21 protein-coding genes and 1 riboswitch are annotated in these 25,072 nt (G+C 61.4%); of the genes, 12 read left to right on the forward strand and 9 right to left on the reverse strand.

Features of this window, described 5'->3' with window-relative positions:
* Positions 1 to 31 precede the first annotated feature (31 nt).
* On the reverse strand, positions 32 to 2,029 hold the full coding sequence (gene tkt / locus QR290_RS27435) for a transketolase (RefSeq protein WP_085608891.1): 1,998 nt from the start codon (positions 2,027 to 2,029) through the stop codon (positions 32 to 34).
* Positions 2,030 to 2,300: 271 nt separating this feature from the next.
* On the opposite strand from tkt, the gene QR290_RS27440 reads away from it, so the two are divergent.
* The 4 genes from QR290_RS27440 (at position 2,301) to QR290_RS27455 (ending at position 6,818) form a co-directional block, all read left to right on the forward strand.
* Positions 2,301 to 3,296, forward strand: a complete 996-nt coding sequence (locus QR290_RS27440) for an ArsR/SmtB family transcription factor (protein WP_115079477.1) — start codon at positions 2,301 to 2,303, stop codon at positions 3,294 to 3,296.
* An 18-nt stretch (positions 3,297 to 3,314) separates the two neighbouring features.
* Positions 3,315 to 4,505, forward strand: a complete 1,191-nt coding sequence (gene metK, locus QR290_RS27445; RefSeq protein ID WP_011336330.1) for a methionine adenosyltransferase — start codon at positions 3,315 to 3,317, stop codon at positions 4,503 to 4,505.
* A 143-nt stretch (positions 4,506 to 4,648) separates the two neighbouring features.
* The gene (gene ligB / locus QR290_RS27450; RefSeq protein ID WP_289203974.1) at positions 4,649 to 6,325 is read left to right on the forward strand and encodes an NAD-dependent DNA ligase LigB; all 1,677 of its coding nucleotides are present in this window, start codon (positions 4,649 to 4,651) and stop codon (positions 6,323 to 6,325) included.
* Between the two features lie 97 nt (positions 6,326 to 6,422).
* Complete coding sequence (locus tag QR290_RS27455; RefSeq protein WP_007959697.1) at positions 6,423 to 6,818, forward strand: DUF1090 domain-containing protein; 396 nt, start codon at positions 6,423 to 6,425, stop codon at positions 6,816 to 6,818.
* A gap of 132 nt (positions 6,819 to 6,950) precedes the next feature.
* Here the strand turns inward: QR290_RS27455 and QR290_RS27460 are convergent, their stop codons facing one another.
* Positions 6,951 to 7,400, reverse strand: a complete 450-nt coding sequence (locus QR290_RS27460) for a c-type cytochrome (RefSeq protein ID WP_115079479.1) — start codon at positions 7,398 to 7,400, stop codon at positions 6,951 to 6,953.
* A 128-nt stretch (positions 7,401 to 7,528) separates the two neighbouring features.
* Here QR290_RS27460 and mltA point away from each other — a divergent pair, with 128 nt between their 5' ends.
* On the forward strand, positions 7,529 to 8,701 hold the full coding sequence (gene mltA, locus QR290_RS27465; RefSeq protein ID WP_289203975.1) for a murein transglycosylase A: 1,173 nt from the start codon (positions 7,529 to 7,531) through the stop codon (positions 8,699 to 8,701).
* 49 nt (positions 8,702 to 8,750) lie between these two features.
* On the opposite strand, the gene QR290_RS27470 is transcribed toward mltA, so the two are convergent.
* A complete protein-coding gene (locus tag QR290_RS27470) occupies positions 8,751 to 9,134 on the reverse strand; it encodes an MAPEG family protein (protein WP_115079481.1) in 384 nt (127 codons plus the stop codon).
* 37 nt (positions 9,135 to 9,171) lie between these two features.
* Complete coding sequence (locus QR290_RS27475) at positions 9,172 to 10,005, reverse strand: EamA family transporter (protein WP_289203976.1); 834 nt, start codon at positions 10,003 to 10,005, stop codon at positions 9,172 to 9,174.
* A gap of 219 nt (positions 10,006 to 10,224) precedes the next feature.
* Between QR290_RS27475 and QR290_RS27480 the strand changes: the two genes are divergently transcribed.
* A complete protein-coding gene (locus QR290_RS27480; protein ID WP_007959692.1) occupies positions 10,225 to 11,394 on the forward strand; it encodes an MFS transporter in 1,170 nt (389 codons plus the stop codon).
* A 105-nt stretch (positions 11,395 to 11,499) separates the two neighbouring features.
* Positions 11,500 to 12,765, forward strand: a complete 1,266-nt coding sequence (locus tag QR290_RS27485) for a cation:proton antiporter (RefSeq protein WP_289203977.1) — start codon at positions 11,500 to 11,502, stop codon at positions 12,763 to 12,765.
* Here the strand turns inward: QR290_RS27485 and QR290_RS27490 are convergent, their stop codons facing one another.
* Both QR290_RS27490 and QR290_RS27495 read right to left on the reverse strand, forming a co-directional pair.
* The gene (locus tag QR290_RS27490; protein ID WP_289203978.1) at positions 12,766 to 13,671 is read right to left on the reverse strand and encodes a formate/nitrite transporter family protein; all 906 of its coding nucleotides are present in this window, start codon (positions 13,669 to 13,671) and stop codon (positions 12,766 to 12,768) included.
* Between the two features lie 190 nt (positions 13,672 to 13,861).
* Entirely contained in the window at positions 13,862 to 14,269 is a 408-nt protein-coding gene (locus QR290_RS27495) for an acyl-CoA thioesterase (RefSeq protein WP_003229043.1), read from the reverse strand.
* A gap of 197 nt (positions 14,270 to 14,466) precedes the next feature.
* Positions 14,467 to 14,565, forward strand: a riboswitch (S-adenosyl-L-homocysteine riboswitch).
* A 23-nt stretch (positions 14,566 to 14,588) separates the two neighbouring features.
* Here QR290_RS27495 and ahcY point away from each other — a divergent pair.
* From ahcY to QR290_RS27515, 4 genes are all read left to right on the forward strand, one after another.
* Positions 14,589 to 15,998, forward strand: a complete 1,410-nt coding sequence (gene ahcY / locus QR290_RS27500; protein ID WP_007959684.1) for an adenosylhomocysteinase — start codon at positions 14,589 to 14,591, stop codon at positions 15,996 to 15,998.
* 189 nt (positions 15,999 to 16,187) lie between these two features.
* A complete protein-coding gene (gene metF, locus QR290_RS27505; protein ID WP_115079485.1) occupies positions 16,188 to 17,033 on the forward strand; it encodes a methylenetetrahydrofolate reductase [NAD(P)H] in 846 nt (281 codons plus the stop codon).
* Between the two features lie 147 nt (positions 17,034 to 17,180).
* Entirely contained in the window at positions 17,181 to 17,993 is an 813-nt protein-coding gene (locus QR290_RS27510) for a substrate-binding periplasmic protein (RefSeq protein WP_115079486.1), read from the forward strand.
* A gap of 222 nt (positions 17,994 to 18,215) precedes the next feature.
* A complete protein-coding gene (locus tag QR290_RS27515) occupies positions 18,216 to 20,093 on the forward strand; it encodes a DEAD/DEAH box helicase (RefSeq protein ID WP_115079487.1) in 1,878 nt (625 codons plus the stop codon).
* Between the two features lie 139 nt (positions 20,094 to 20,232).
* Here QR290_RS27515 and QR290_RS27520 read toward each other — a convergent pair whose 3' ends face one another.
* From QR290_RS27520 to QR290_RS27530, 3 genes are all read right to left on the reverse strand, one after another.
* On the reverse strand, positions 20,233 to 20,826 hold the full coding sequence (locus QR290_RS27520; protein ID WP_115080013.1) for a YceI family protein: 594 nt from the start codon (positions 20,824 to 20,826) through the stop codon (positions 20,233 to 20,235).
* 32 nt (positions 20,827 to 20,858) lie between these two features.
* On the reverse strand, positions 20,859 to 21,410 hold the full coding sequence (locus QR290_RS27525; RefSeq protein ID WP_007959675.1) for a cytochrome b: 552 nt from the start codon (positions 21,408 to 21,410) through the stop codon (positions 20,859 to 20,861).
* Between the two features lie 215 nt (positions 21,411 to 21,625).
* Positions 21,626 to 23,410, reverse strand: a complete 1,785-nt coding sequence (locus tag QR290_RS27530; protein ID WP_289203979.1) for a flavin monoamine oxidase family protein — start codon at positions 23,408 to 23,410, stop codon at positions 21,626 to 21,628.
* Positions 23,411 to 23,633: 223 nt separating this feature from the next.
* On the opposite strand from QR290_RS27530, the gene QR290_RS27535 reads away from it, so the two are divergent.
* Positions 23,634 to 25,040, forward strand: coding sequence for an adenosylmethionine--8-amino-7-oxononanoate transaminase (locus QR290_RS27535; RefSeq protein WP_289203980.1), 1,407 nt, complete (start codon positions 23,634 to 23,636; stop codon positions 25,038 to 25,040).
* Positions 25,041 to 25,072 lie beyond the last annotated feature (32 nt).

Below are 25,072 nucleotides of genomic sequence, written 5' to 3' on the forward strand. Positions count from 1 at the left end.
ATACGTCAGTTCAGGCGACACCTTTTCTGGATCAGTCTTCCAGCAGCTCTTCAGCCTGACCCAGGATGTTTTCCAGGGTGAAGCCGAACTCTTCGAACAGTGCCGAAGCCGGAGCCGATTCGCCGTAGGTGGTCATGCCGATCACGCGACCCTCCAGACCCACGTACTTGAACCAGAAGTCGGCGTGGGCCGCTTCGATCGCGATACGCGCGCCGACCTGCAACGGCAGGACCGATTGCTTGTAGCTGGCGTCCTGAGCGTCGAACGCGCTGGTGCATGGCATGGAAACCACGCGCACCTTGCGGCCTTGCTCGGTCAGTTTGTCGTAGGCCTGAACGGCCAGACCGACTTCCGAACCGGTAGCGATCAGGATCAGCTCAGGCTCGCCTGCGCAGTCCTTCAGCACGTAGCCACCACGGCGGATGTCGGCGATCTGGCCGGCATCACGGGTTTGGTGCTGCAGGTTCTGACGCGAGAAGATCAGCGCCGACGGGCCGTCCTTGCGCTCCAGAGCGTTTTTCCAGGCCACGGCCGATTCAACGGCATCGGCTGGACGCCAGGTGTCGAGGTTCGGCGTGCTGCGCAGGCTGGTCAGTTGCTCGATCGGCTGGTGCGTCGGGCCGTCTTCGCCCAGACCGATGGAATCGTGGGTGTAGACGTGGATCACGCGCTGCTTCATCAGAGCGGACATGCGCACGGCGTTGCGGGCGTATTCCATGAACATCAGGAAGGTTGCGCCGTAAGGCACCAGACCGCCGTGCAAGGCAACGCCGTTCATGATCGCGGTCATGCCGAATTCGCGCACGCCGTAGTACATGTAGTTGCCGCTGGCGTCTTCGGCGCTGACGCCTTTGCAGCCTTTCCACAGGGTCAGGTTGGAACCGGCCAGGTCAGCCGAACCGCCCAGCACTTCCGGCAGCAGCGGGCCGAACGCGTTCAGGGCGTTCTGGCTGGCTTTACGGCTGGCGATGGTTTCGCCTTTGGCCGCAACGTCGGCGATGTAGGCGTCAGCCTTCTCGGAGAAGTCGGCCGGCAGCTCGCCGCTCAGGCGACGGATCAGTTCGTTGGCTTCGGTAGGGAACGCGGCGGAGTAGGCAGCGAAACGCTGATCCCACTCGGCTTCGGCGGCGCGGCCTTTTTCCTTGGCATCCCACTCGGCATAGATGTCGGCCGGGATTTCGAACGGGCCGTGGTTCCAGTTCAGCGCCTGACGGGTCAGGGCGATTTCCGCGTCACCCAGCGGGGCGCCGTGGCAATCTTCCTTGCCTTGCTTGTTCGGCGAACCGAAACCGATGGTGGTCTTGCAGCAGATCAGGGTCGGCAGCGGGCTCTTGCGAGCGGTCTCGATGGCGGTCTTGATCTCTTCCGGGTCGTGACCGTCGACGTTGCGGATCACTTGCCAATTGTACGATTCGAAACGCTTCGGCGTGTCATCGGTGAACCAGCCTTCGACTTCGCCGTCGATGGAGATGCCGTTGTCATCGTAGAAAGCGATCAGCTTGCCCAGGCCCAGGGTACCGGCCAGGGAAGCGACTTCGTGGGAAATGCCTTCCATCATGCAGCCATCACCCAGGAACACGTAGGTGTGGTGGTCGACGATGTTGTGGCCAGGACGGTTGAACTGCGCGCCCAGTACCTTTTCAGCCAGGGCGAAGCCCACGGCGTTGGCCAGACCCTGACCCAGCGGGCCGGTGGTGGTTTCAACGCCAGGGGTGTAACCGAATTCCGGGTGGCCCGGGGTGCGGCTGTGCAATTGACGGAACTGCTTCAGGTCGTCGATCGACAGGTCGTAACCGGTCAGGTGCAGCAGCGAGTAGATCAACATCGAGCCGTGGCCGTTGGACAGCACGAAGCGGTCACGGTCGGCGAACGATGGATTGCTCGGGTTGTGCTTGAGGTAGTCGCGCCAAAGCACTTCGGCGATATCTGCCATACCCATGGGGGCACCGGGATGGCCGCTGTTGGCTTTTTGCACGGCATCCATGCTGAGGGCACGAATGGCGTTGGCACGCTCACGACGGCTAGGCATCGCTGATCTCCTGGGTGTGAATAGATTGAAACGGAAAAAAGGAGGGCATTTTCCCTCACCCGAGCGCCTCGGGGCAATGACAGATAGTCATCCGGAGGCGTTTTTCCAATGGATAACATCGGTTTCGGTTGGTGAAACCTTTCCGCTGTTCGTTTGTAGAGTTAACCGGGCGGTGAGAAGTGCAATCGAATGCGCCATCCATCGAGCAATATCAAAACTTTTTGATATAGACCTTGCGATGCCTTCCGGCCGTCACTAGACTGCCAGCCCTATGAACTTACGCGTGCCTTCCATTCGCCATGACGATTGCGACGAGCTGGCGGCCCTGTGCAAGGCCGGCGGCGATCCGCTGCGGCTGAATGTATTGCGCGCCCTGGCCAACGACTCGTTCGGCGTTCTGGAACTGGCGCAGATTTTCGATATCGGCCAGTCCGGCATGAGCCACCACCTTAAAGTGCTGGCGCAGGCGGATCTGGTGGCGACTCGCCGCGAAGGCAATGCGGTGTTCTATCGCCGCGCCCTGCCCCACACCGAGTTGCTGGGCGGCAAGTTGCACGCTGCATTGTTAGAAGAAGTCGACAATCTGGCGCTGCCGGCCGACGTGCAAACCCGGATCGCACAGGTTCACGGGCAACGCGCGGCCAACAGCCAGGACTTTTTCGCCCGGGTCGCGGAGAAATTCCGCGCCCAGCAGGATTTGATTGCCGGCCTGCCGCAGTACCGTGAAAGCGTGCTGGCCCTGCTCGACAAACTGAATTTCAATGGCGCTGCCACGGCCATTGAAGTCGGCCCCGGCGATGGTGCATTCCTGCCGGAACTGGCGCGCCGCTTCAGCACCGTAACCGCACTGGACAACAGCGCGGCGATGCTCGAACTGGCCCGCCAGGTTTGTGAACGTGAACAGCTGGCTAACGTCAGCCTGCAATTGGCCGATGCATTGAATGGCGTGAGCCTTCAGGCCGATTGCGTAGTGTTGAACATGGTGTTGCACCATTTCGCCGCGCCGGCCGAAGCGCTCAAGCACATGGCCAGCCTGCTGCAACCGGGCGGTAGCCTGCTCGTGACAGAGTTATGTAGCCACAACCAGAGTTGGGCCAGGGAGGCCTGCGGTGATCTTTGGTTGGGGTTTGAACAGGACGATCTGGCCCGTTGGGCCACCGCTGCGGGACTCGTTCCCGGGGAAAGCCTCTATGTAGGCTTACGTAATGGTTTCCAGATCCAGGTCCGCCATTTTCAGCGACCGGCTGGCGACACTCACCATCGGTAAATTCAGGAAAACATCGAGATGAGCGAATACTCCCTCTTCACCTCCGAGTCCGTGTCTGAAGGACATCCGGACAAAATCGCCGACCAGATTTCCGATGCAGTGCTGGACGCCATCATCGCCCAGGACAAGCACGCACGCGTTGCGGTGGAAACCCTGGTCAAGACTGGCGTGGCCATCGTTGCCGGTGAAGTGACCACCAGCGCCTGGGTCGACCTGGAGCAGATCGTTCGTGACGTGATTTGCGACATCGGCTACACCAGCTCCGACGTTGGCTTCGACGGCGCTACCTGCGGCGTGATGAACATCATCGGCAAGCAGTCCCCTGACATCAACCAGGGTGTTGACCGCGCCAAGCCTGAAGATCAGGGCGCCGGCGACCAGGGCCTGATGTTCGGCTACGCCAGCAACGAAACCGACGTGCTGATGCCAGCACCGATCACCTTCTCGCACCAGCTGGTGCAGCGTCAGGCCGAAGCCCGTAAATCGGGTCTGCTGCCTTGGCTGCGTCCGGACGCCAAGTCCCAAGTGACCTGCCGTTACGAAGGCGGCAAGGTTGTCGGTATCGACGCCGTGGTTCTGTCGACCCAGCACAACCCTGAAGTGTCGTACAACGACCTGCGCGAAGGCGTGATGGAGCTGATCGTCAAGCACGTGCTGCCTGCCGAACTGCTGAGCAAGGACACCCAGTTCCACATCAACCCGACCGGCCAGTTCATCATTGGCGGCCCGGTAGGTGACTGCGGTCTGACCGGTCGCAAGATCATCGTCGACAGCTACGGCGGCATGGCCCGTCACGGCGGCGGCGCGTTCTCCGGTAAAGATCCATCCAAGGTTGACCGTTCGGCTGCCTACGCTGGCCGTTACGTTGCCAAGAACATCGTGGCTGCCGGCCTGGCCGAGCGTTGCGAGATCCAGGTTTCCTACGCGATCGGTGTGGCCCAGCCTACCTCGATCTCGCTGAACACCTTCGGCACCGGCAAGATCAGCGATGACAAGATCATCAAACTGGTCCGCGAAGTGTTCGACCTGCGTCCATACGCGATCACCACCATGCTGGATCTGCTGCACCCGATGTACCAGGAAACTGCAGCCTACGGCCACTTCGGCCGTGCTCCGCAGACCAAGACCGTTGGCGAAGACACCTTCTCCACGTTCACCTGGGAAAAAACCGACCGCGCCGACGCTCTGCGTTCCGCTGCCGGCCTGTAATTTTCCTGGCGGTACAAAAAGCCCCGCACGGTTCGCCGTGCGGGGCTTTTTCATGGCCGCGAAACACCCGGCAAAACAGCCGGTCGGCCCGCTTCAAAATCCCGGCTAGCCTTCAAGCATCTCCCTGAGCAAGGACGCTCACGATGTTTGCCACACTGCGCCTGTTTTTGTTTTTCCTGCCGGCTTTCCACTTCAACGCCTTTGCTGCCGACTGCCCCGACTGGGCCGCCGCCCGGGCATCGAGCGAAGTCGCCGCCCTGCAACAACAGATCGATCGCTGGGACGACGCCTATCATCGCGAGGGCCGTTCGGTGATCGCCGATGAGCTCTACGATCAGTCACGCCTGCGCCTGAACGAATGGCGCCGGTGCTTCAAACTTCCTTCACCGTCCGAGCCGTTGCGCACTGCATCAGGCCCTGTTGCGCACCCTGTCGCCCACACTGGCCTGGACAAACTTCATGACGCTGCGGACATCGCCACCTGGCTGCGCGACCGCCAAAATGTCTGGGTACAACCCAAGGTCGATGGCGTGGCGGTCACCCTGATCTATCGCGACGGCCGATTGCATCAGGCGATCAGTCGCGGGGATGGCGCTCGCGGGCAGGACTGGACGGCTTCGGCAGAAAAGATCGGAGCCATTCCGCAACGGTTGACGCAACCGCTCGATCTACTGGTGCAAGGCGAACTCTACTGGCGCTTGAAAGGCCATATTCAGGCGCGTGCCGGCAGCGCCAACGCCCGCGCCACCGTGGCCGGCCTGCTGGGGCGCAAGGATCTGGACGCGGAGCACGCCGCCGGCATCGGACTGTTTGTCTGGGACTGGCCACAAGGACCTGAGGACTTGTCGGAGCGAATCGCGGCCCTGGCGCAATTCGGCTTTCCCACCACCGAACCCTACACCCAGGCCGTCACCAGCCTGAACGATGCGCAACGCTGGCGCGATCACTGGTATCGCTCGCCATTGCCATTTGCCTCGGACGGAGTGGTTCTGCGCCAAAGCCTGCGACCGCCCGCCGAACGCTGGCAGGCTCGCCCACCCTACTGGGCCGTCGCCTGGAAATACCCTTTCGCCCAGGCGCTGGCCGATGTACGCAAGGTGAACTTCAAGATCGGCCGCACCGGGCGTATTACGCCGGTGCTTGAACTATCGCCGGTAATGCTCGATGACCGGCAGATCAAACGAGTCAGCGTCAGTTCACTCAGGCGCTGGCAGGAACTGGACATTCGCCCCGGCGATCAGGTGGCAATCAGCCTGGCCGGGCTGACGATTCCGCGTCTCGACAGCGTGGTGCTGCGCAGCACTGAACGCGCGGATCTGAACGTTCCGCTGGCCAGCGACTTTCATACCCTGAGCTGCTGGCAACCGACGCCGGGGTGTGAAAGCCAGTTCCTCGCACGCCTGACCTGGCTCAGCGGCAAGCAAGGGCTGGCCATGTCGCATGTCGGTCGCGGCACCTGGGAGAAACTTCTCGAAACAGGCCGCCTGAACAGCCTGCTGGATTGGTTGACCCTCGACGGGCCGGAGCTTGCTAACATTGCCGGTCTCGGCGAGCGCAGCAGTGCCCGCCTGCTGCACAGTTTTCACAGCGCCCGCCAACGGCCGTTCCTGCAGTGGCTCAAAGCCCTGGGGCTGCCACCGACCGGTCAGGCAACACTCGCCGATTCATGGCAGGCGCTGGCACAACGCAACACCGAACAATGGCAGGCAGAAGCCGGGATCGGCCCGGGCCGCGCGGCGCAATTGAGCGCCTTTTTTCGCGACCCGCAGGTACTGGCCCTGAGTGAAACCCTGCAAGCCGCCGGCGTCGACGGCTTCTGAACACGCAATCCCCGGCCCGCCGGGAACCCAATGTCCGCCGGAGCGCTCCAACAGCGCAGTGCTTCACCGACCGATTGCCTATGCACATGGAGCTTTTATGAAATTTCTCGCACCGCTCGCCCTGCTGTCTTTCTGCGCAGTCCTCGCCGCCCCCGTGATGGCCGACGAAGACGCGCCGGGCCTGACCGGTTGTGCCGCCAAGAAGCAGGGCATCATCAATCAGATCGAACAGGCCAAGTCCCGCGGCAACGCCGACCAGCAGGCCGGCCTCGAAACCGCCCTGCGCGAAGTGACCGAACACTGCACCGACGCCGGCCTGAAGAAAGAACGCGAAAACAAGGTGCTCGACGCCAAGCACGAAGTGAGCAAGCGTCAGGCCGATCTGGACAAGGCCATGAAGAAAGGCGATCCGGAGAAGATCGACAAGCGCAAGAACAAGCTCGCCGAATCGCGCAAGGAATTGCAGGACGCGCTGGACGAACTCGACAAGTAACCGCCAATGCGTTGAGTTTGATGCCCTCTTCGCGAGCAAGCCCGCTCCCACATCAGACCGGGGTGTTCAGGTGAATACGTTCAAGTGTGGGAGCGGGCTTGCTCGCGAAGGCGTCAACTCAAACAACAAAAATCAATGATCGCGAAACTCTTTATGGCAGGCACTGCAGGCATCTTCGACTTTCTGCACCGCCGGCCCCAGGTTACTGGCCTTGTACGGTTGAACCTTGCTGGCGATCACCAGTTCACCGGTGGCCGCTTCAAGGGTGCGGGCCATTTCCTGGAAGCGCGCCTGTTTCTGCCAGACATCATCCTTGGCGCTGGTGTGATCTTCTTCGCGCACCTGCGGGAAATGTTTCCACGGCTCATGGGACAACGCATCGAGCTTGACCGCGCCTTCCGCAAATTTCGGCCCGTCGAAGGCAATGCGTCCGCGCAGCATGCCGCCCAGGTCTTCGCCGGTCTTGAGCATCTGCTTGAAGATCGCCTTGCGCTGACCCAGCGGGGAATTCGGGTCGACACCGCCGCAGGCGGACAAGGTCAGACAGGCCAGCAATACAACAGCAATTCTTTTAAGAGTCATGGTGGCTTCAGGTCACGGAAATCGGCGGCCAGTATCCTCGGGTCGCCGCCAAACACCAATAGCCCTATTAACAATAAGGGTTGCTTGAGCGCATGGAGCACTTCTGCAACCGGCACAGGAAACTCTCCATGAACAGCCGTTTCAAGGCCTGGCGTCATCCACTTATCGCTACCCTCCCGCTCTTGGCGATCCTCGCCGGCTGCACCGGTGGCGAAAGCGCCAAGCCGAAAACCCACGCCCTGGCCACGTATTCCAGTGCCACCTGGGAAGCCCTGCCGGCAGTGTCCGACAGCGATCTGGTGGCCGGTTTCGGTTCGTGGCGCAGCGCCTGCACCCGGCTCAAGGCTGACCCGGTCTGGGGCTCGACCTGTGCAGCAGCCGCCAATGTGCCGCAAAGCGCCGGCGACATCCGCGCCTTCCTCAAGCAGAACCTCGACGTGTTCGGCCTGCGCGCCGAGAACGACAACCCCAACGGCCTGATCACCGGCTACTACGAACCGGTCTATCCCGGCAGCCTGACGCAAACCGCCACCGCCAACGTGCCGGTGTACGGCGTGCCCGAAGACATGATCATTGTGTCGCTGGACAGCATTTACCCGGAACTGAAAGGCAAGCGCCTGCGCGGACGCCTCGAAGGTCGCGTGCTCAAGCCTTACGACGACGCGGCAACCATCGAAAGCCAAGGCGTCAAGGCGCCGGTCGTGGCCTGGCTGACCGACCCGATGAACCTGCAATTCCTGCAGATTCAGGGTTCGGGGCGGATCCAGACCGATGACGGTCGCCAGTTGCGTATCGCCTACGCCGACCAGAACGGTCACCCGTACCGGCCGATCGGCCGCTGGCTGGTGGAACAGGGCGCGTTGAAAAAAGAAGAAGTGACCATGGGCGCGATCAGCGACTGGGCCAAGGCCAACCCGTCGCGCATTCCGGAACTGCTGGCGAGCAACCCGAGCTACGTGTTCTTCACCCGCAATCCGGACAGCAACGAAGGCCCGCGCGGCTCGCTGAATGTACCGCTGACCGCAGGTTACAGCGCGGCAGTGGATCGCAAGGTGATTCCGTTGGGCAGCCTTCTGTGGCTGTCGACCACTCGCCCGGACGGCACTGCACTGGTACGCCCGGTGGCCGCGCAAGACACCGGCGGCGCGATTGCCGGCGAAGTTCGTGCGGATCTTTTCTGGGGCACCGGCGATGCTGCCGGGCAACTGGCCGGCGACATGAAGCAGCAGGGGCAGATCTGGATGCTCTGGCCAAAAGGCGCGGCGTTGCCGCAAGTGCCGCAGGTGGCCGACAAGCCGTAAGCACAATGCAAAAGATCGCAGGCCTCGTCAGCCTGCGATCTTTCAGGGTTCAGACCGAAACAAAGAAGAAACTGGCAATCAGCCCCATCCCGACAAACCACACCAGCGACCGCAGAATCGCCCAGTCCGCCAGATAGCAAATGATGTAAAGCAGGCGACTGGTGATGAACAGCACCGCCAGCACATTGACCGTCACCAGCTCTGCCGTGCCCACCAGATGCGCAACGATCACCGCCGCCGCAAAGGCCGGCGTCACTTCAAAACTGTTCAGTTGCGCCGCATGGGCACGCCGCGCCACGCCGTTCAGGCTTTCGAGAAAGTCCCGGGGATCGTGGTTGTCGCTCAGCCGATAACCACCGACAGCCTTGGCCACGCCCGTGCACAGATACGGCAGAAAAATCGCAATGAAAACGCACCACAGAGCCACCGTCATAACGCCGTCCTTCTTCAGTTTTTAGAGTGTTGGCGGGTCAGAACTTCATCACCAGCATGCCGATCAGAACCAGCCCACAGGCTAAGAGCCGCGGCCGGCCGAAAGGTTCTTTCAGGTAACGCATGCCGAACAGCACCACCAGGATCACGCTGATTTCACGCAACGCCGCCGCTTCGGCAATCGAGCCCAACTGCATCGCCCACAGCACCAGAGCGTAGCTGAACAACACGCAGAACCCGACCGCCAGTCCCAGCTTCCATTGCTCGCGCCAGAACAGCATGAACGCCGGACGCTTGGCCACCCACGCCAGCAACGGGAAAGGCCAGGCACTGAGCAGCGTGACCCAGACCAGGTAATCCAGGGGATGCGACCAGCGCCGCAACGCCTGACCGTCGATGTAGGTGTAGCAACCGATGCACAAGCCGATCAGCGCCACCACTGGCAGCATCGACCATGGCAAGTGTTTCCCGCCACCGCCCTGCCAGAGCAGGCAAGCCATGCCCAGCGGGATCAACATGATCCCGAAGATCTGCTGGGTGGTGAGCACTTCGCCGGCGAAGATCAGGGTCAGCGCCAGCACCACCAACGGCGACAGTCCGCGCATCAACGGATAGACCAGCCCCAGATCGCCGACCCGATAGGCCTGGATCAACAGGTAGCGATAGAGCAGCTCGAACGCCGCCGACGCCAGTATCCACGGCCAGATTTCCGCCGGCGGCAGACTGATGAAAGGGAACGCCAGCGCGACGAACAACAACGCCACGGTGTCCATGCAGGCCACCACCAGCAGCCGCTCGGCGCTGAACTTTATCAACGTATTCCACGCTGCGTGCAACAGCGCCGCCACCAACACCAGAGCTGTCGCCAGCACGTGCCACTCCTTGATTCTTGTTGTTGAGCCTGAGCCAATTAGTCAGATTATTGATTCGCGATGTGTCAGCAGCTGTTTATACTGCAAGCGACCACGCCGCACTCAGTTGCGCACAGATAAATTCCAATAATTCCTGCCTGCCCCGTTCTCGCCCGAGACCGGTCGCCGGCCTGCGTATGCCTGATCAAAGCGTCAAGACTACCGACAGAGACCTTGCGCATGCCACTCGCCTTGCTTGCACTCGCTGTTGCCGCTTTCGGCATCGGCACCACTGAATTCGTCATCATGGGCCTGTTGCCCGACGTCGCCCGTGACCTCGCGGTGAGCATTCCCCACGCCGGTCTGTTGATCACCGGCTACGCCCTGGGCGTAGTGTTCGGTGCGCCGATCCTCGCGATCGGCACCGCCAACATGCCGCGCAAGGCCACGCTGCTGGGCATGACCCTGATGTTCATCCTCGGCAACGTGCTGTGCGCACTGGCGCCGAACTACGCGACGCTGATGGCGGCGCGAGTGGTCACTGCGCTGTGCCACGGTGCGTTCTTCGGCATCGGTTCGGTGGTGGCCGCCGGACTGGTCGCGCCGAACAAACGGGCGCAGGCGATTGCGATGATGTTCACCGGCCTGACCTTGGCCAATGTCCTCGGCGTACCGCTGGGCACCGCGCTCGGCCAGTACGCCGGCTGGCGCTCGACTTTCTGGGCGGTCTCGGTGATCGGTGTCATCGCCGCCCTCGCCCAATGGCTGTGGTTGCCGAAACACATCCCGATGGACAAGGCCAACCTCGCCAGCGAATTCAAGGTGCTGGGCAAGGTCAACGTGTTGCTGGCACTGGGCATGAGCGTATTGGCGTCCACCAGTCTGTTCAGCGTGTTCACCTACATCGCGCCGATTCTGCAGGACATCACCGGCGTCAGCCCTCACGGCGTAACGGTGATGCTGCTGTTGTTCGGCGTCGGCCTGACCGGCGGCAGCATGCTCGGCGGACGCTTGGCCGACAGCCGCCTGCTGCCGTCGCTGGTGGGTGTCGCGCTGGCGGTGGTAGTGATTCTGGCGGCGTTCAGCCAGACCAGTCGCTCGGTGGTTCCGGCGGCGATCACATTGGTGTTGTGGGGGATTTTCGCCTTCGCCCTGTGCCCGATCCTGCAACTGCTGATCATCGATCAGGCTCACGAAGCACCGAACCTCGGTTCGACCCTGAACCAGAGCGCGTTCAACCTCGGCAATGCCGCCGGCGCCTGGATTGGCGGGCTGGTGGTGGCCAGTGGCGCGGACCTGGCGGACTTGCCGTGGACCGGCGCACTGGTGGGCGTGCTGACCGTGCTGACGGCGCTGTTTTTCATTTACCTGCAACGTCGGGGTGTCGCTGCGGTCAATGTCTCCGGCTGATTTCCCCGGGGGACACAATTGTGTCCCCACCCGGCGTCAGCCCATCCAACCCTTGCGTCCATGAACGGGCGCGCTGTCTTTCCACCCCCATCCAAAGGACCCCGGATGCTTGAACTCGTCGCCGCTTTCATCTGCCTCACCACCCTCCTCACTTTCGTGAATTTCCGCTTCATCGGCCTGCCCCCGACCATCGGCGTGATGGTTACCGCACTGATGTTTTCCCTGTTGCTGCAAGGCCTGAGCCTGCTCGGTTATCCCGGTCTCGAAGAACGCGTACAGCAACTGATCGGCCAGATCGACTTCGGCGATCTGCTGATGAACTGGATGCTCTCGTTCCTGCTGTTCGCCGGCGCCTTGCACGTGAACCTGAACGACCTGCGCAGCTACCGCTGGCCCATCGGCCTGCTGGCGACCTTCGGCGTACTGATCGCCACCGCCGTGATCGGCAGCCTCGCCTATTACATTTTTGCCCTGTTCGGCTGGCACGTGAGTTTCCTCTACTGCCTGTTGTTCGGTGCGCTGATTTCCCCGACCGACCCGATTGCGGTACTCGGCGTGCTGCGTACAGCCAACGCCTCGAAACCGTTGAAAACCACCATTGTCGGCGAATCGCTGTTCAACGACGGCACCGCCGTCGTGGTGTTCACCGTGCTGCTGGGCATTGCGCAACTGGGCGAAACCCCGACCGTCGGCGCCACGGCCATGCTGTTTGCCCATGAAGCCATCGGCGGCGTGTTGTTCGGCGGGCTGATCGGTTATCTGGTGTACCTGATGATCAAGAGCATCGAGCAGCACCAGATCGAAGTCATGCTGACCCTGGCGCTGGTAATCGGCGGTTCGGCGATGGCCACCGAGCTGCACGTCTCGGCGCCGATTGCGATGGTGGTCGCCGGTCTGATCATCGGTAACCTGGGTCGCAACCTGGCGATGAACGACATGACGCGCAAATACCTGGATGGTTTCTGGGAATTGCTCGACGACATGCTCAACGCCCTGCTGTTCGCGCTGATCGGGATGGAGCTGTTGCTACTGCCGTTCAACTGGCTGCACGTGGCAGCGGCAAGCCTGCTGGCGCTGGCGATTCTGCTTTCGCGCCTGCTCACCGTGGCCCCGGCCATTGTCCTGTTGCGACGCTGGCGCACGGTGCCGCGCGGCACGATCCGGATCCTGACCTGGGGTGGTTTGCGCGGCGGTGTTTCGGTGGCACTGGCACTGGCCCTGCCGCTGGGCCCAGAGCGCGATCTGCTGCTGAGCATCACTTACATCGTGGTGCTGTCGTCGATCCTGTTGCAGGGCCTGACCATCGGCAAACTGGTCAAGCATGCGACTCGCGACGAGCCGGTCAGCGTGGCCGAACCTGCGCACCACTGATCATTTCTTGATCCGCTGCGGATCGGGCTTTTCGGCCTGGTCCGCAGAGTCCTTCGGCGCGGCCGTTTCTTTCGGCGCGCCGCTTTCACTGCGGATCTGCGCATGACTGATCAGCGCGAAGATGAAACTGCCGCCGATGATGTTCCCCGCCAGGGTCGGCCCGGCAAACACCGCCCAGAAATCACTCCACGGCAGCTCGCCGGCAAACACCAGATACGACACCTCCGCCGACCCCACCACGATGTGCGTGAAATCGCCCAGTGCCATGAAGTAGGTAATGAGGATGATGATCCACATCTTCGCGCTCTCCATGGACGGAATCATCCAGACCATGGTGGCGATCATCCAGCCTGAGACGATGCCCTTGGCGAACATCTGACTCGCGTGGTTCTCCATGACCTTGCGGCCGATTTCGAGGAAGGCCTCGTCGGTCCTGGTGTCGAAGATCGGCAGTTCGAGCATCACGTACGCCACCAGAATCGTCCCGCACAGGTTGCCGAACAGCACCACCGTCCAGAGCCGGATCAACCGGCCGAAATTTCGGATTGTCGGTTTGGTCATCACCGGCAGCACGGCGGTCAGGGTGTTTTCGGTGAACAGTTGCTGGCGGGCGAGGATCACTGCGAGAAAGCCTGCGCAGTAGCCAAAGCTGGCGATCACCTTGAATTCGTCGCCCTCGGGCAGACGCGAGTTGAGCAGACCCATGCCCATCAGCGACAGGCCCATGGTCAGCCCGGCCGCCAGCGCCGACCACCAGAGCGCGGCGATGCTGCGCTCCAGTTCCTGGTCACCCTGTTTGCGGATGATTTCATGCAGAACCGCCGCCCGGGGCGGCTGGTTTTTCTCGACTTCGTGTTGTTCCTTGGCCGAGAGGTCGGGGGTCTTGCCGTCTGTTGGCGTGGTCATGGCGTGGGAACCGTAGAGGGGCTTTTAGCTACGACCCCTGCGGTTCATGGCTGTTCAGTAGCCAGATAAATCTTCGGTGACTGCACAATCGCATTCGCGAGCAAGCCCGCTCCCACAGTTGACCGAGTTGCGGGGGAGCACGCGGTCTAATGTGGGAGCGGGCTTGCTCGCGAAGGGCGCACCGCCGATATCACTTGGTGACGAGTTCGTCTTCCTTGAACTGGTCTTTGACGTATTTGATCTCGGTCCGCCCGTGCGGGGCCGGCAGGCCGTCTTCGCCAAGGTTGACGAAGACCATCTTCTCGACGGTCAGGATGCTCTTGCGGGTGATCTTGTTGCGCACTTCGCAAGTCAGGGTGATCGAGGTGCGGCCGAACTCGGTGGCGGTGATGCCCAGTTCGATGATGTCGCCCTGGCGCGAGGCGCTGACGAAGTTGATCTCGGAAATGTACTTGGTCACCACGCGCTGGTTGCCCAGTTGAACGATGGCGTAGATCGCCGCTTCTTCGTCGATCCAGCGCAGCAGGCTGCCGCCGAACAGAGTGCCGTTGGGGTTGAGGTCTTCGGGTTTTACCCACTTGCGGGTGTGGAAATTCATCTTCACTCCTGAGCGTCTTGCCGAATGATGGGGCCATCTTGGCAGACTGAGCGGTCATGCTCCATGAGGCTTCTACTATGGTCGCTATTGATGATCTTCATCTGGCCGACAGAAACCCTTTGGAAGATCAGTCTAGACGGCTATAATCGCCCCCGTTTCAAAACGGTAACCTTCACTTGCTACCGTTTTCCCGCCACCTGTCCGAGGGGCGCTGCAGCAGGTTCAACCTGTCAGGCTCGGATGGGGCGTTGACCGGCTCAGGCCGGACACTAAACGCACAACGGCGCCCATTCGCATACATTACGAATGGAGGCTCTTCATGAGCGCTGTTATCACGCCTGCAGATTTTAACGATTACAAAGTTGCCGACATGTCCCTGGCTGCCTGGGGCCGTCGCGAAACCATCATCGCCGAGTCGGAAATGCCGGCCCTGATGGGTCTGCGTCGCAAGTACGCTTCCGAGCAGCCTTTGAAAGGCGCAAAAATCCTCGGCTGCATCCACATGACCATTCAGACTGCCGTGCTGATCGAAACCCTGGTTGCCCTGGGTGCCGAAGTACGCTGGTCGTCCTGCAACATCTTCTCGACTCAGGATCAGGCCGCTGCTTCCATCGCTGCTGCCGGCATCCCGGTTTTCGCCTGGAAAGGCGAGACTGAAGAAGAGTACGAGTGGTGCCTGGAGCAAACCATCCTGAAGGATGGCCAGCCATGGGACGCCAACATGATCCTCGACGACGGCGGCGACCTGACCCAGCTGCTGCACGACAAATACCCACAGGTTCTGGACCGCGTTCACGGCGTGACCGAAGAAACCACCACCGGTGTACACCGTCTGCTGGACATGCTGGCCAAGGGCGAGCTGAAAATCCCGGCCATCAACGTCAACGACTCGGTGACCAAGTCCAAGAACGACAACAAGTACGGCTGCCGTCACAGCCTGAACGACGCCATCAAGCGCGGCACCGACCACCTGCTGTCCGGCAAGCAAGCGCTGGTCATCGGTTACGGTGACGTGGGCAAGGGCTCGGCCCAGTCCCTGCGTCAGGAAGGCATGATCGTTAAAGTCTCCGAAGTCGACCCGATCTGCGCCATGCAAGCCTGCATGGACGGTTTCGAACTGGTTTCGCCGTTCATCGACGGTATCAACGACGGCACCGAAGCAAGCATCGACAAAGCGCTGCTGGGCAAGATCGACCTGATCGTGACCACCACCGGCAACGTCAACGTTTGCGACGCAAACATGCTCAAAGCCCTGAAGAAGCGCGCCGTTGTCTGCAACATCGGTCACTTCGACAACGAAATCGACACCGCTTTCATGCGCAAGAACTGGGCATGGGAAGAAGTGAAGCCACAGGTACACAAGATCCACCGTACCGGCCCGGGCGCTTTCGACGCTCAGAACGACGACTACCTGATCCTGCTGGCCGAAGGCCGTCTGGTGAACCTGGGCAACGCCACCGGTCACCCGAGCCGCATCATGGACGGTTCGTTCGCCAACCAGGTTCTGGCGCAGATCTTCCTGTTCGGCCAGAAGTACGCCGACCTGTCGCCAGCCCAGAAAGCCGAGCGCCTGACCGTTGAAGTACTGCCGAAGAAACTCGACGAAGAAGTGGCCCTGGAAATGGTTCGCGGCTTCGGCGGCGTGGTCACTCAACTGACCAAGCAGCAGGCTGACTATATCGGCGTGACCGTCGAAGGCCCGTTCAAGCCGCACGCTTACCGCTACTAAGAGCAGCTGCGAGCTTCAGGCTTCAAGCGGCAAGCAAGGCCACAAGCCGGGCTTGCCGCGCGAAGCCCGAAAGCTCTGCCCCTATTTGTCAAAACAGTTTCAGGCCGCAAGCTTCAGGCACAAGAGACCAGCGCACCTCCGCTGCTCTTGCAGCTTGAAGCTTGCAGCTTGTAGCTGGAGGTCCCCTCCATGTCCCAAGACCGTCGCTACAGCTTCGAGTTCTTCCCGACCAAGACCGATGCTGGGCATGAAAAACTGCTCGCCACTGCCCGTCAGTTGGCCACCTACAACCCTGATTTCTTTTCCTGCACCTACGGCGCGGGCGGTTCGACCCGTGACCGCACGCTGAACACCGTTTTGCAGCTGGAAAGCGAAGTCAAAGTCCCCGCCGCCCCGCACCTGTCGTGCGTCGGCGACAGCAAGGACGATCTGCGCGGCCTGCTGAACGAGTACAAGGCTGCCGGCATCAAGCGCATCGTCGCCCTGCGCGGTGACCTGCCGTCCGGCATGGGCATGACCAGCGGCGAGCTGCGTCACGCCAATGAACTGGTTGAATTCATTCGTGAAGAAACCGGCAATCATTTCCACATCGAAGTCGCCGCCTACCCGGAGATGCATCCGCAAGCGCGCAACTACGAAGACGATCTCGCCAACTTCGTGCGCAAGGCCCGTGCCGGCGCCGACAGCGCGATCACCCAGTACTTCTTCAACGCCGACAGCTACTTCTACTTTGTCGACCGTTTGCAGGCGCTGGGCGTGGACATTCCGGTCGTGCCGGGGATCATGCCGATCACCAACTACAGCAAACTCGCGCGCTTCTCCGATGCCTGCGGTGCGGAAATCCCGCGCTGGATCCGCAAGCAGCTGGAAGCCTACGGCGATGACAGCCAAAGCATTCAGCGCTTTGGCGAACAGGTCGTCACCGAGATGTGCGAACGCCTGCTGCAAGGCGGCGCGCCTGGCCTGCACTTCTACTCCATGAACCAGGCCGAACCTAGCCTGGCGATCTGGAACAACCTGAAGCTGCCGCGCTAAAAAGACGTCACCGCAGGACCAGGAGATCGCAGTCGCGACAGCGCTTTCAGCGCTTTCGCCGCTGCGATCTTTTGCTTTTAACGCCCGAAACAGAGCTTCTGCGGCCAGTTTCTGGCTCTTTGCCGTTTCTCGTCGTAATCTCAAGCCATGCCTTTGATCACGCAGTTATTCGCCGTGCTGGTTTTTGCTTGCCTGAGCTTTGCGGCTCGGGGCGAGAAGCTGCGTATCGTCACCGAACCGTGGGCGCCGTACGTCTATGAACAGGGCGGCAAGAACCTCGGCCTGGACTACGAAACCACCGCCATCGTATTCAAACGGCTGGGCATCGAAGTCGAATGGCAGTTTTTGCCGTGGAAACGCTGCCTGTCTATGCTCGAAACCGGCCAGGCCGACGGCGCGCTGGACATCTTTCACAGCGACGAACGCGACGCCACCCTGCTCTATCCGAGCGAACCGTTGTCGGACGTCGAGTTCGTGATGTTCTACGCCAACGAGCGACCGCACCCTTTTCATAGCCTTGAAGACCTCAAAGGCCTGACCGTCGGCACTTCGCCGGGCTATCTGTACAGCCCCGACTTTCGCGAATCGACCCTGTTCACCCGCGAGCCGGCCCCGACCCACGAAGCCAACTTCGGCAAACTGGTGCGCGGGCGCATCGACCTGCTGATCACCGATCGCCGGGTGGGTCAGCATTTGCTCGATGAGTTGGGCATTCGCGACAAGATCACGGAAAACCCCACGGTCATCAGCCGCCAGAGCCAGTTTCTGGCCGTGCGGCGCAATGCTGGGATGGATTTGCTGGTGCAGCGTTTCGGCGCCGAGCTCAAGCGTTTCAAGCGCGAACCGGCCTATGCCGAGCTCAGCGCCCGCTACGGCGCAGCCCCCGCCCTGACGGCGCCGCTGGGCAGCGCCACCGCCAGCGGCAAAACCGTTGAGCAGCAGGAAAGCGGCGCGCAGTGATTGCTCTGTTATACTCCGGCGTTCCCGCCAGGCTCACGCCCGGACGCCCGGAACCGTAACAGGCCTCCCGACCCGCTACAGCGCAGCTTTTCAGCCCGCGCGAGCGCTCCGGACGTGCCTTCGGAACCGCAGCAGGACCGGACGGGATTGCGTCCTCTTAAACGCCATTCGCGCCAGGCAAGACTCCCATTGGGCCAAGCCCTAACTGAAACAGGATTACTCATGTCCTTTGCTTCCCTCGGTCTCTCCGAGGCTTTGGTCCGCGCTATCGAAGATGCGGGCTATACCGAGCCTACTCCGGTGCAACAGCGGGCCATTCCCGCCGTGTTGCAAGGTCGCGACCTGATGGTTGCGGCACAGACAGGTACCGGTAAAACCGGCGGTTTCGCCCTTCCGATCCTGGAGCGGCTGTTCCCCAACGGCCACCCGGACAAATCCCAGCGTCACGGCCCGCGCCAGCCGCGCGTGCTGGTCCTGACCCCGACCCGCGAACTCGCGGCCCAGGTTCACGACAGCTTCAAGATCTACGCCCGCGACCTGAAATTCGTCAGCGCCTGCATCTTCGGCGGCGTCGGCATGAACCCGCAGGTTCAGGCCATGTCCCGTGGTGTGGACGTCCTCGTTGCTTGCCCGGGTCGTCTGCTCGACCTGTGTGGCCAGGGCAGCGTCGATCTGTCCCACGTTGAAATCCTCGTGCTCGACGAAGCCGACCGCATGCTCGACATGGGCTTCGTCCATGACGTGAAGAAAGTCCTCGCCCGTCTGCCGGCCAAGCGTCAGAACCTGCTGTTCTCGGCGACCTTCTCCAAAGACATCACCGACCTCGCCGGCAAGCTGCTGCACAACCCGGAACGCATCGAAGTGACGCCGCCGAACACCACGGTCGAGCGCATCGAACAACGCGTATTCCGCCTGCCAGCCAGCCACAAACGTGCGCTGCTGGCCCACCTGATCACCGCCGGCGCGTGGGAACAGGTGCTGGTGTTCACCCGCACCAAGCACGGCGCCAACCGTCTGGCCGAGTACCTGGACAAACACGGCCTGCCGGCTGTGGCGATCCACGGCAACAAAAGCCAGAACGCCCGCACCAAAGCCCTGGCCGACTTCAAGGCCAACCAGGTGCGCATCCTGGTAGCGACTGATATCGCGGCGCGCGGCCTGGACATCGACCAGTTGCCACACGTGGTCAACTTCGAGCTGCCGAACGTCGATGAAGACTACGTGCACCGTATCGGCCGTACCGGCCGGGCCGGTCGTTCGGGCGAGGCGATCTCGCTGGTCGCGCCGGACGAAGAAAAACTGCTGAAAAGCATCGAACGCATGACCAAGCAGAAAATCGCCGACGGCGACCTGATGGGCTTCGATGCCAGCACCATCGAGGCCGAGAAGCCGGAAGCCCGTGAACGTCCGGACATGCGCAACCCGCGCAATGCCCGTGGCCCGCGCGGCGACGGCCCGAATGGCGGCGGCGGTGGCGGCGGTCGTAAAGACAAAGGCAAAGACAAGGGCAAGGAAAAACCGGCCGGCGAACGCGGTGAGCGTGGCGAGCGTCCAGCCCGTCAACAAAAGCCGCGTGAAGGCACCCCGGCCCGCGAACAGCGCCAGCCAAGCCAGCCGCCACGCGCCGCTGCTGACCGTGCTCCGGACGAGTTCCTCGACGACGATATCGATAACTTCGGTAACCGCGTTGATTACGTGCCGAAGCAGGCTCCGGTCGGTGGTCGCAACCGTCGTCCAGGCGCTCCGGCGCAAGGCGCAGGTTCGGGCGCACCACGTGGCGGTCAGTCGCAAGGTCGTCAGAACGGCCCGCGCAACAGCAACGGTTCGAGCACCGGCACCCCGCCGGGCAAACGCAATGGCCCACGCAACGGCGCCCCGCGTGACGGCCAGGGTCGTCGCGATGAAAACTCGCGCAACCGCCGTCCGGCCCGTGACGATCAGCAACGTGCTGAACCGGCCGTGCAGAACCCGCGCAGCAGCGGGCCGAAGATCATGCACAAAGAGTCGAAAGCCGACCGCTTCCCGACGCCTGAGCAGCTGGATCAACTGCCAAGCCGCCCACGCGGTGAAAAACCGGCCTTGCTGACCCGCAATCGCTGAGTTTTCCACTGCAATGAAAAATGCCCCGGCCTGAAAACCGGGGCATTTTTTTGCGCACTGCTGAAACGAGAGTTACGGCAGGCAATAAAAAACGCCCCCGGTCGCAAGACCGGGGGCGTTTTTGTGTGTAAGGCGAAAATTACTTCGCTTTGACACCTTCAAACGAGATGTACAGGTCGACGTTGTCGGACTGTGGACCCAGATCCATCATCTTGCCGAAATCAGAGCGCTTGATGCTGGTGGTGCCTTCGAAGCCGGCACGGTAGCCGCCCCATGGATCCTTGCCTTCACCCAGGAAAGTGGCCTTGACCACGATCGGCTTGGTCACGCCGTGCAGGGTCAGGTCGCCAGTCACGTCAGCCGTGTCTTTGCCAGCGGCGTTCTTGCCGGTGGATTTGACGCTGGTGGAAACGAACTTGGCGTCAGCGAATTTGCCCACGTCCAGGAAGTCTTTGCTGGCGATGTGCTTGTCACGCTCGGCGTGGTTGGTGAATACGCTGGCGGTCTTCACGTCGAATTCGATCTTGCTGTCTTCAGGCTTGGCAGCGTCGAAGCTGAACTTGCCGCTGATGTCCTTGAAGGTACCGGTGATGAAGCTGTAGCCCAGGTGGCTGATCTTGAAGTCGACGAAGGCGTGCTGGCCTTCTTTGTCAACCACGTAGTCAGCGGCCATCACGTTGGCGGACAGGACGGCAGAGCCGATTGCCAGAGCGGCCAGAGTCTTTTTCAACATGCTTTGTTTTCCTTTGGAGTCGAGGTTGAACATCAGGCTTTGCGTCCCAGCATTCGTGTCAGGGTCGCATCACGATCGATAAAGTGGTGCTTCAATGCTGCCAACGCATGAAGGCCGGAAAAAATTACCAGCGCCCATGCCAGCCAGAGATGAATCACACCGGCGGTATCTGCCTGATCCGGTAGTCCGGAAACCAGTGCAGGAACTTCAAACAGGCCAAACACCGGGATACCGACACCGTCTGCGGTGGAAATCAGGTAACCGGCAATCATCACGGCGAACAGCGCAAGGTACAGAAACCCGTGGCCGAACTTGGCGCCGATGCGGGTCATGCGGCTGTAGCTTTGCAGCGTTGGCGGCGGTGGGCTGACAAAGCGCCACAACACCCGCAACACCATCACACCCAGCAGCACCAGACCGATGCTCTTGTGCAGATCCGGCGCGTCTTTGCGCCAGGTGCTGTAGTAATCCAGCCCCACCATCCACAAGCCCAGCGCGAACAGCCCGAAGACCACCAGCGCCACACCCCAGTGCATGAAGATGCTGACCCAACCGTAGCGCGAAGAAGAGTTACGTAGCTGCATTGCCCAAATCCTGTGAGAACTGCGAACCAAGACTAGCGAGTTATCTATCGAATTAAAGCGGAAAATTTTGCTTTGAAATATCGAGAAATACGATCAAGAGTCTTGAACAAGGGAGTTAAGGAAAGATTAAAGACAAAAGCGTGGCGGGATGTTGTGAATCACGGGCAAAAAAAAGCGCGGCTTGAAAGCCGCGCTTTTTCATTCACCGCAAAGCGTTACTGCGCTTTGGTATCGCTGCTTGCCGCCGGTTTGGCCGCTGGCTTCTTCGCCGGTTCAGCTTTTTTCGCCGCTGGTTTGGCCGGAGCTTTTTTCGCTTCGGTCTTCGCCGCCGGTTTCTTCGCTGCTGGCTTGGCTGCCGCTTTCTTGGCTGGCTCGGCTTTTACCGGCGCGGCTGGCTTCGGCGCTTCCACCGGGGCTGGCGCTGGGGCCGGCGTCGGTGCAGGCGCTGGAGCGGCTGGAGCAGGTGCCGGCTCAGGGGCTTTCACTGGCTCTGGCTTCTTGTCGTCGTCCGAACCGCCGAACAGGTTGGTGAAGAAGTTGCCTTTCTTCGCCGCCGTGGCCGCACCCGCTGCGCCTGCCGCCGCTGCTGCGGTGGCCGCCGTCGGGCCGACTTTGGCCGGTTCGAAGGATTTGCCCGCCGCCAGGTCTTCAACCTGACTGGCCGCGCGCTGGCCCGTACGCAGTGCGCCTTCCAGGGTGCCCGGATACAAGGTGTCGGTGTGTTCGCCGGCAAACGCTACGCGCTGCAGCGGACGTTCCCACAGGCGCCAGAATTTGCTGATCTGGCCAGGGCCAAAGGCCAGGTAAGAGCCGCCAGTCGACGGGTCGGTGCTGTAGCGACGGATTTCATATCCGGTGAACGCGCCACGGGCCTGTGGATAAAACGCGTGCAGACGAATCAGTACCTGATCGACCATCTGCTTGTCGCCGAAGGCCTGCATCACACGGGCGTTGTCGCCGGACAGGTTGATCACCACGTTCGCGCCACCCTTCAGGGCCGGCTCGATCCACAACATGCCCAGACCGGTGTTGCTGTAGATCTCGCCGGACATCCGCGCCTTGCTTTCCCACACCGGCGTCTTGAACTTCAGCATGATCTGGTCGCGCCAGCCGTAGTTGGTGCCTTTGATCGCAGCCAGGTGCTGAGCGTCCAGCGCCGGGGTCAGCTGGATCTTGTTGAGGGCGCGCAACGGCACCGCCAGTACAACGTAATCCGCCTGGTAGCCAACACTGCCGACCTTGACGGTCACGCCGTCCTTGTCCTGAGTGATGGCGGACACTGGCGAATCAGTCTTGATGGTTTTCAGCTGTTTGACGAAGGCCTGGGCCAGCACCGGGCTGCCACCGACCAGACGCGAAGCGCGCAGGTCACGGTCGGACACGCCGCGATACACCCGGCTCTGCTGTGCGAAGTACAGCAGCGACAGGCGCGAAGGCTCGTCGTAGTGGGTGCGGATGTCCTGGTTGATCAGCTGACGCGCGGTGGCCGGCAGGTTCTGCTTGTCGAGCCAGCTCGAGACGTTGATCTGGTCCAGTGCATGCAGGGTGTTGGTCGCCGCCGGGTTCTGCGGATCATCGATCGAACGCGCCAGATCGTCACGGGTTTTCTCGTAGCGTTTCAACGCTTCGGCCGTGGCAGGCTGTTTGGTGGCCAGGTCGGCGGCGGAGAAATACTCGCCGTCGATCAGGTAACCCGGGGTCCGTACGAATTCAGGCGCTGGCGTGGTGTTTAGCTTGAAGGTCGACACGTACTTGTTCAGCACCGGTTGAGTCTTGTCGTTGCCGATCCACTCGCTGGTGGCCATACCCGAGCGACCGCCCAGGCTCGGCTTGGCTTCGAGCAGCGTGACCTGCCAGCCCTTGTTCTGTAGTTCGTAAGCCGCCGTCAGGCCCGACAGGCCGCCGCCGATCACGATTGCGGTTTTATCCTTGGCCAGCGCCGTAACGCTAAACAGCCCCAACACCACTAGCGCACAGGCGCGCAGCCAACCGACAGACATTCAGCGAACTCCGGAAAAACACGTAGGAAAATGCAGTTTTGCGGGTCAGACGACCCAAAGAACCGCGAAGAATACGTCAGCCATCAAAACGCCGCCAGCGACGTCTATCGGCCCATACAAAGTAGCTCAATCGACACAATGGGTTGTCCCGACGCGACGCATTGCATAGGCTTGCGCGATTGTTTGCCCGCGCCTGACGCGAGCCGCCTCGAGGAGACTGAACATGGGCCTGAACAACCAGTGGATGCAACGCGATCTCGCGGTGCTGTGGCATCCCTGCACCCAGATGAAAGACCACGAACAGCTGCCGCTGATCCCGATCAAGCGCGGTGAAGGCGTCTGGCTGGAAGACTTCGAAGGCAAGCGTTATCTGGATGCGGTCAGCTCCTGGTGGGTCAACGTGTTCGGCCACGCCAACCCGCGCATCAACCAGCGCATCAAGGATCAGGTCGATCAGCTGGAACACGTGATTCTGGCCGGTTTCAGCCATCAGCCGGTGATCGAGTTGTCCGAACGGCTGGTGAAGATGACGCCCGAGGGCCTGAACCGGGTGTTCTACGCCGATAACGGTTCATCCTGCATCGAAGTCGCGCTGAAAATGAGCTTTCACTACTGGCTCAACCGTGGCCAGCCGAACAAGAAGCGCTTCGTCACCCTGACCAACAGCTACCACGGCGAAACCATGGCGGCGATGTCGGTCGGTGACGTGCCGTTGTTCACCGAAACCTACAAAGCTCTGCTGATGGACACCCTCAAGGTGCCGAGCCCGGATTGCTACCTGCGCCCGCAGGGCATGAGCTGGGAAGAGCATTCGCGCAACATGTTCGCGGCCATGGAACAGACACTCGCCGAGAATCATGACAGCGTCGCTGCCGTGATCGTCGAGCCGCTGATCCAGGGCGCCGGCGGGATGCGCATGTATCACCCGGTGTACCTCAAGTTGCTGCGCGAGGCTTGCGACCGTTACGGCGTACACCTGATCCACGACGAAATCGCCGTCGGCTTCGGCCGCACCGGAACGATGTTCGCCTGCGAACAGGCCGGCATCCGCCCGGACTTCCTGTGCCTGTCGAAAGCCCTGACCGGCGGTTATCTGCCGCTGGCGGCGTGCCTGACCACCGACGAGGTGTACAGCGCGTTCTACGACGACTACCCGACCCTGCGCGCTTTCCTGCATTCGCACAGCTACACCGGCAACCCGCTGGCCTGCGCGGCGGCGCTGGCGACTCTGGATATTTTCGAACAGGACAACGTGATCGAGAACAACCGGGCGCTAGCACAACGCATGGCGTCGGCGACGGCGCATCTGGTGGATCATCCGAATGTTTCGGAAGTGCGTCAAACCGGCATGGTGCTGGCGATCGAGATGGTCAAGGACAAGGCCACGAAAGAGGCTTATCCGTGGCAGGAACGTCGCGGTCTGAAGGTGTTCCAGCATGCGCTGGAGCGTGGCGCGTTGCTGCGTCCGCTGGGCAGCGTGGTGTATTTCCTGCCGCCGTACGTGGTCACCCCGGAGCAGATCGACTTCCTCGCCGAAGTCGCCAGCGAAGGCATCGACATTGCTACTCGTGACAGCGTCAGTGTGGCGGTGCCGAAGGATTTCCATCCCGGGTTCCGTGATCCGGGCTGATTCAAATTATTCAAGATCTGTGGTGCCTGGAC

Source organism: Pseudomonas fluorescens (assembly GCF_030344995.1).
In the GTDB taxonomy this organism is placed as follows: Bacteria; Pseudomonadota; Gammaproteobacteria; order Pseudomonadales; family Pseudomonadaceae; genus Aquipseudomonas; species Aquipseudomonas fluorescens_BF.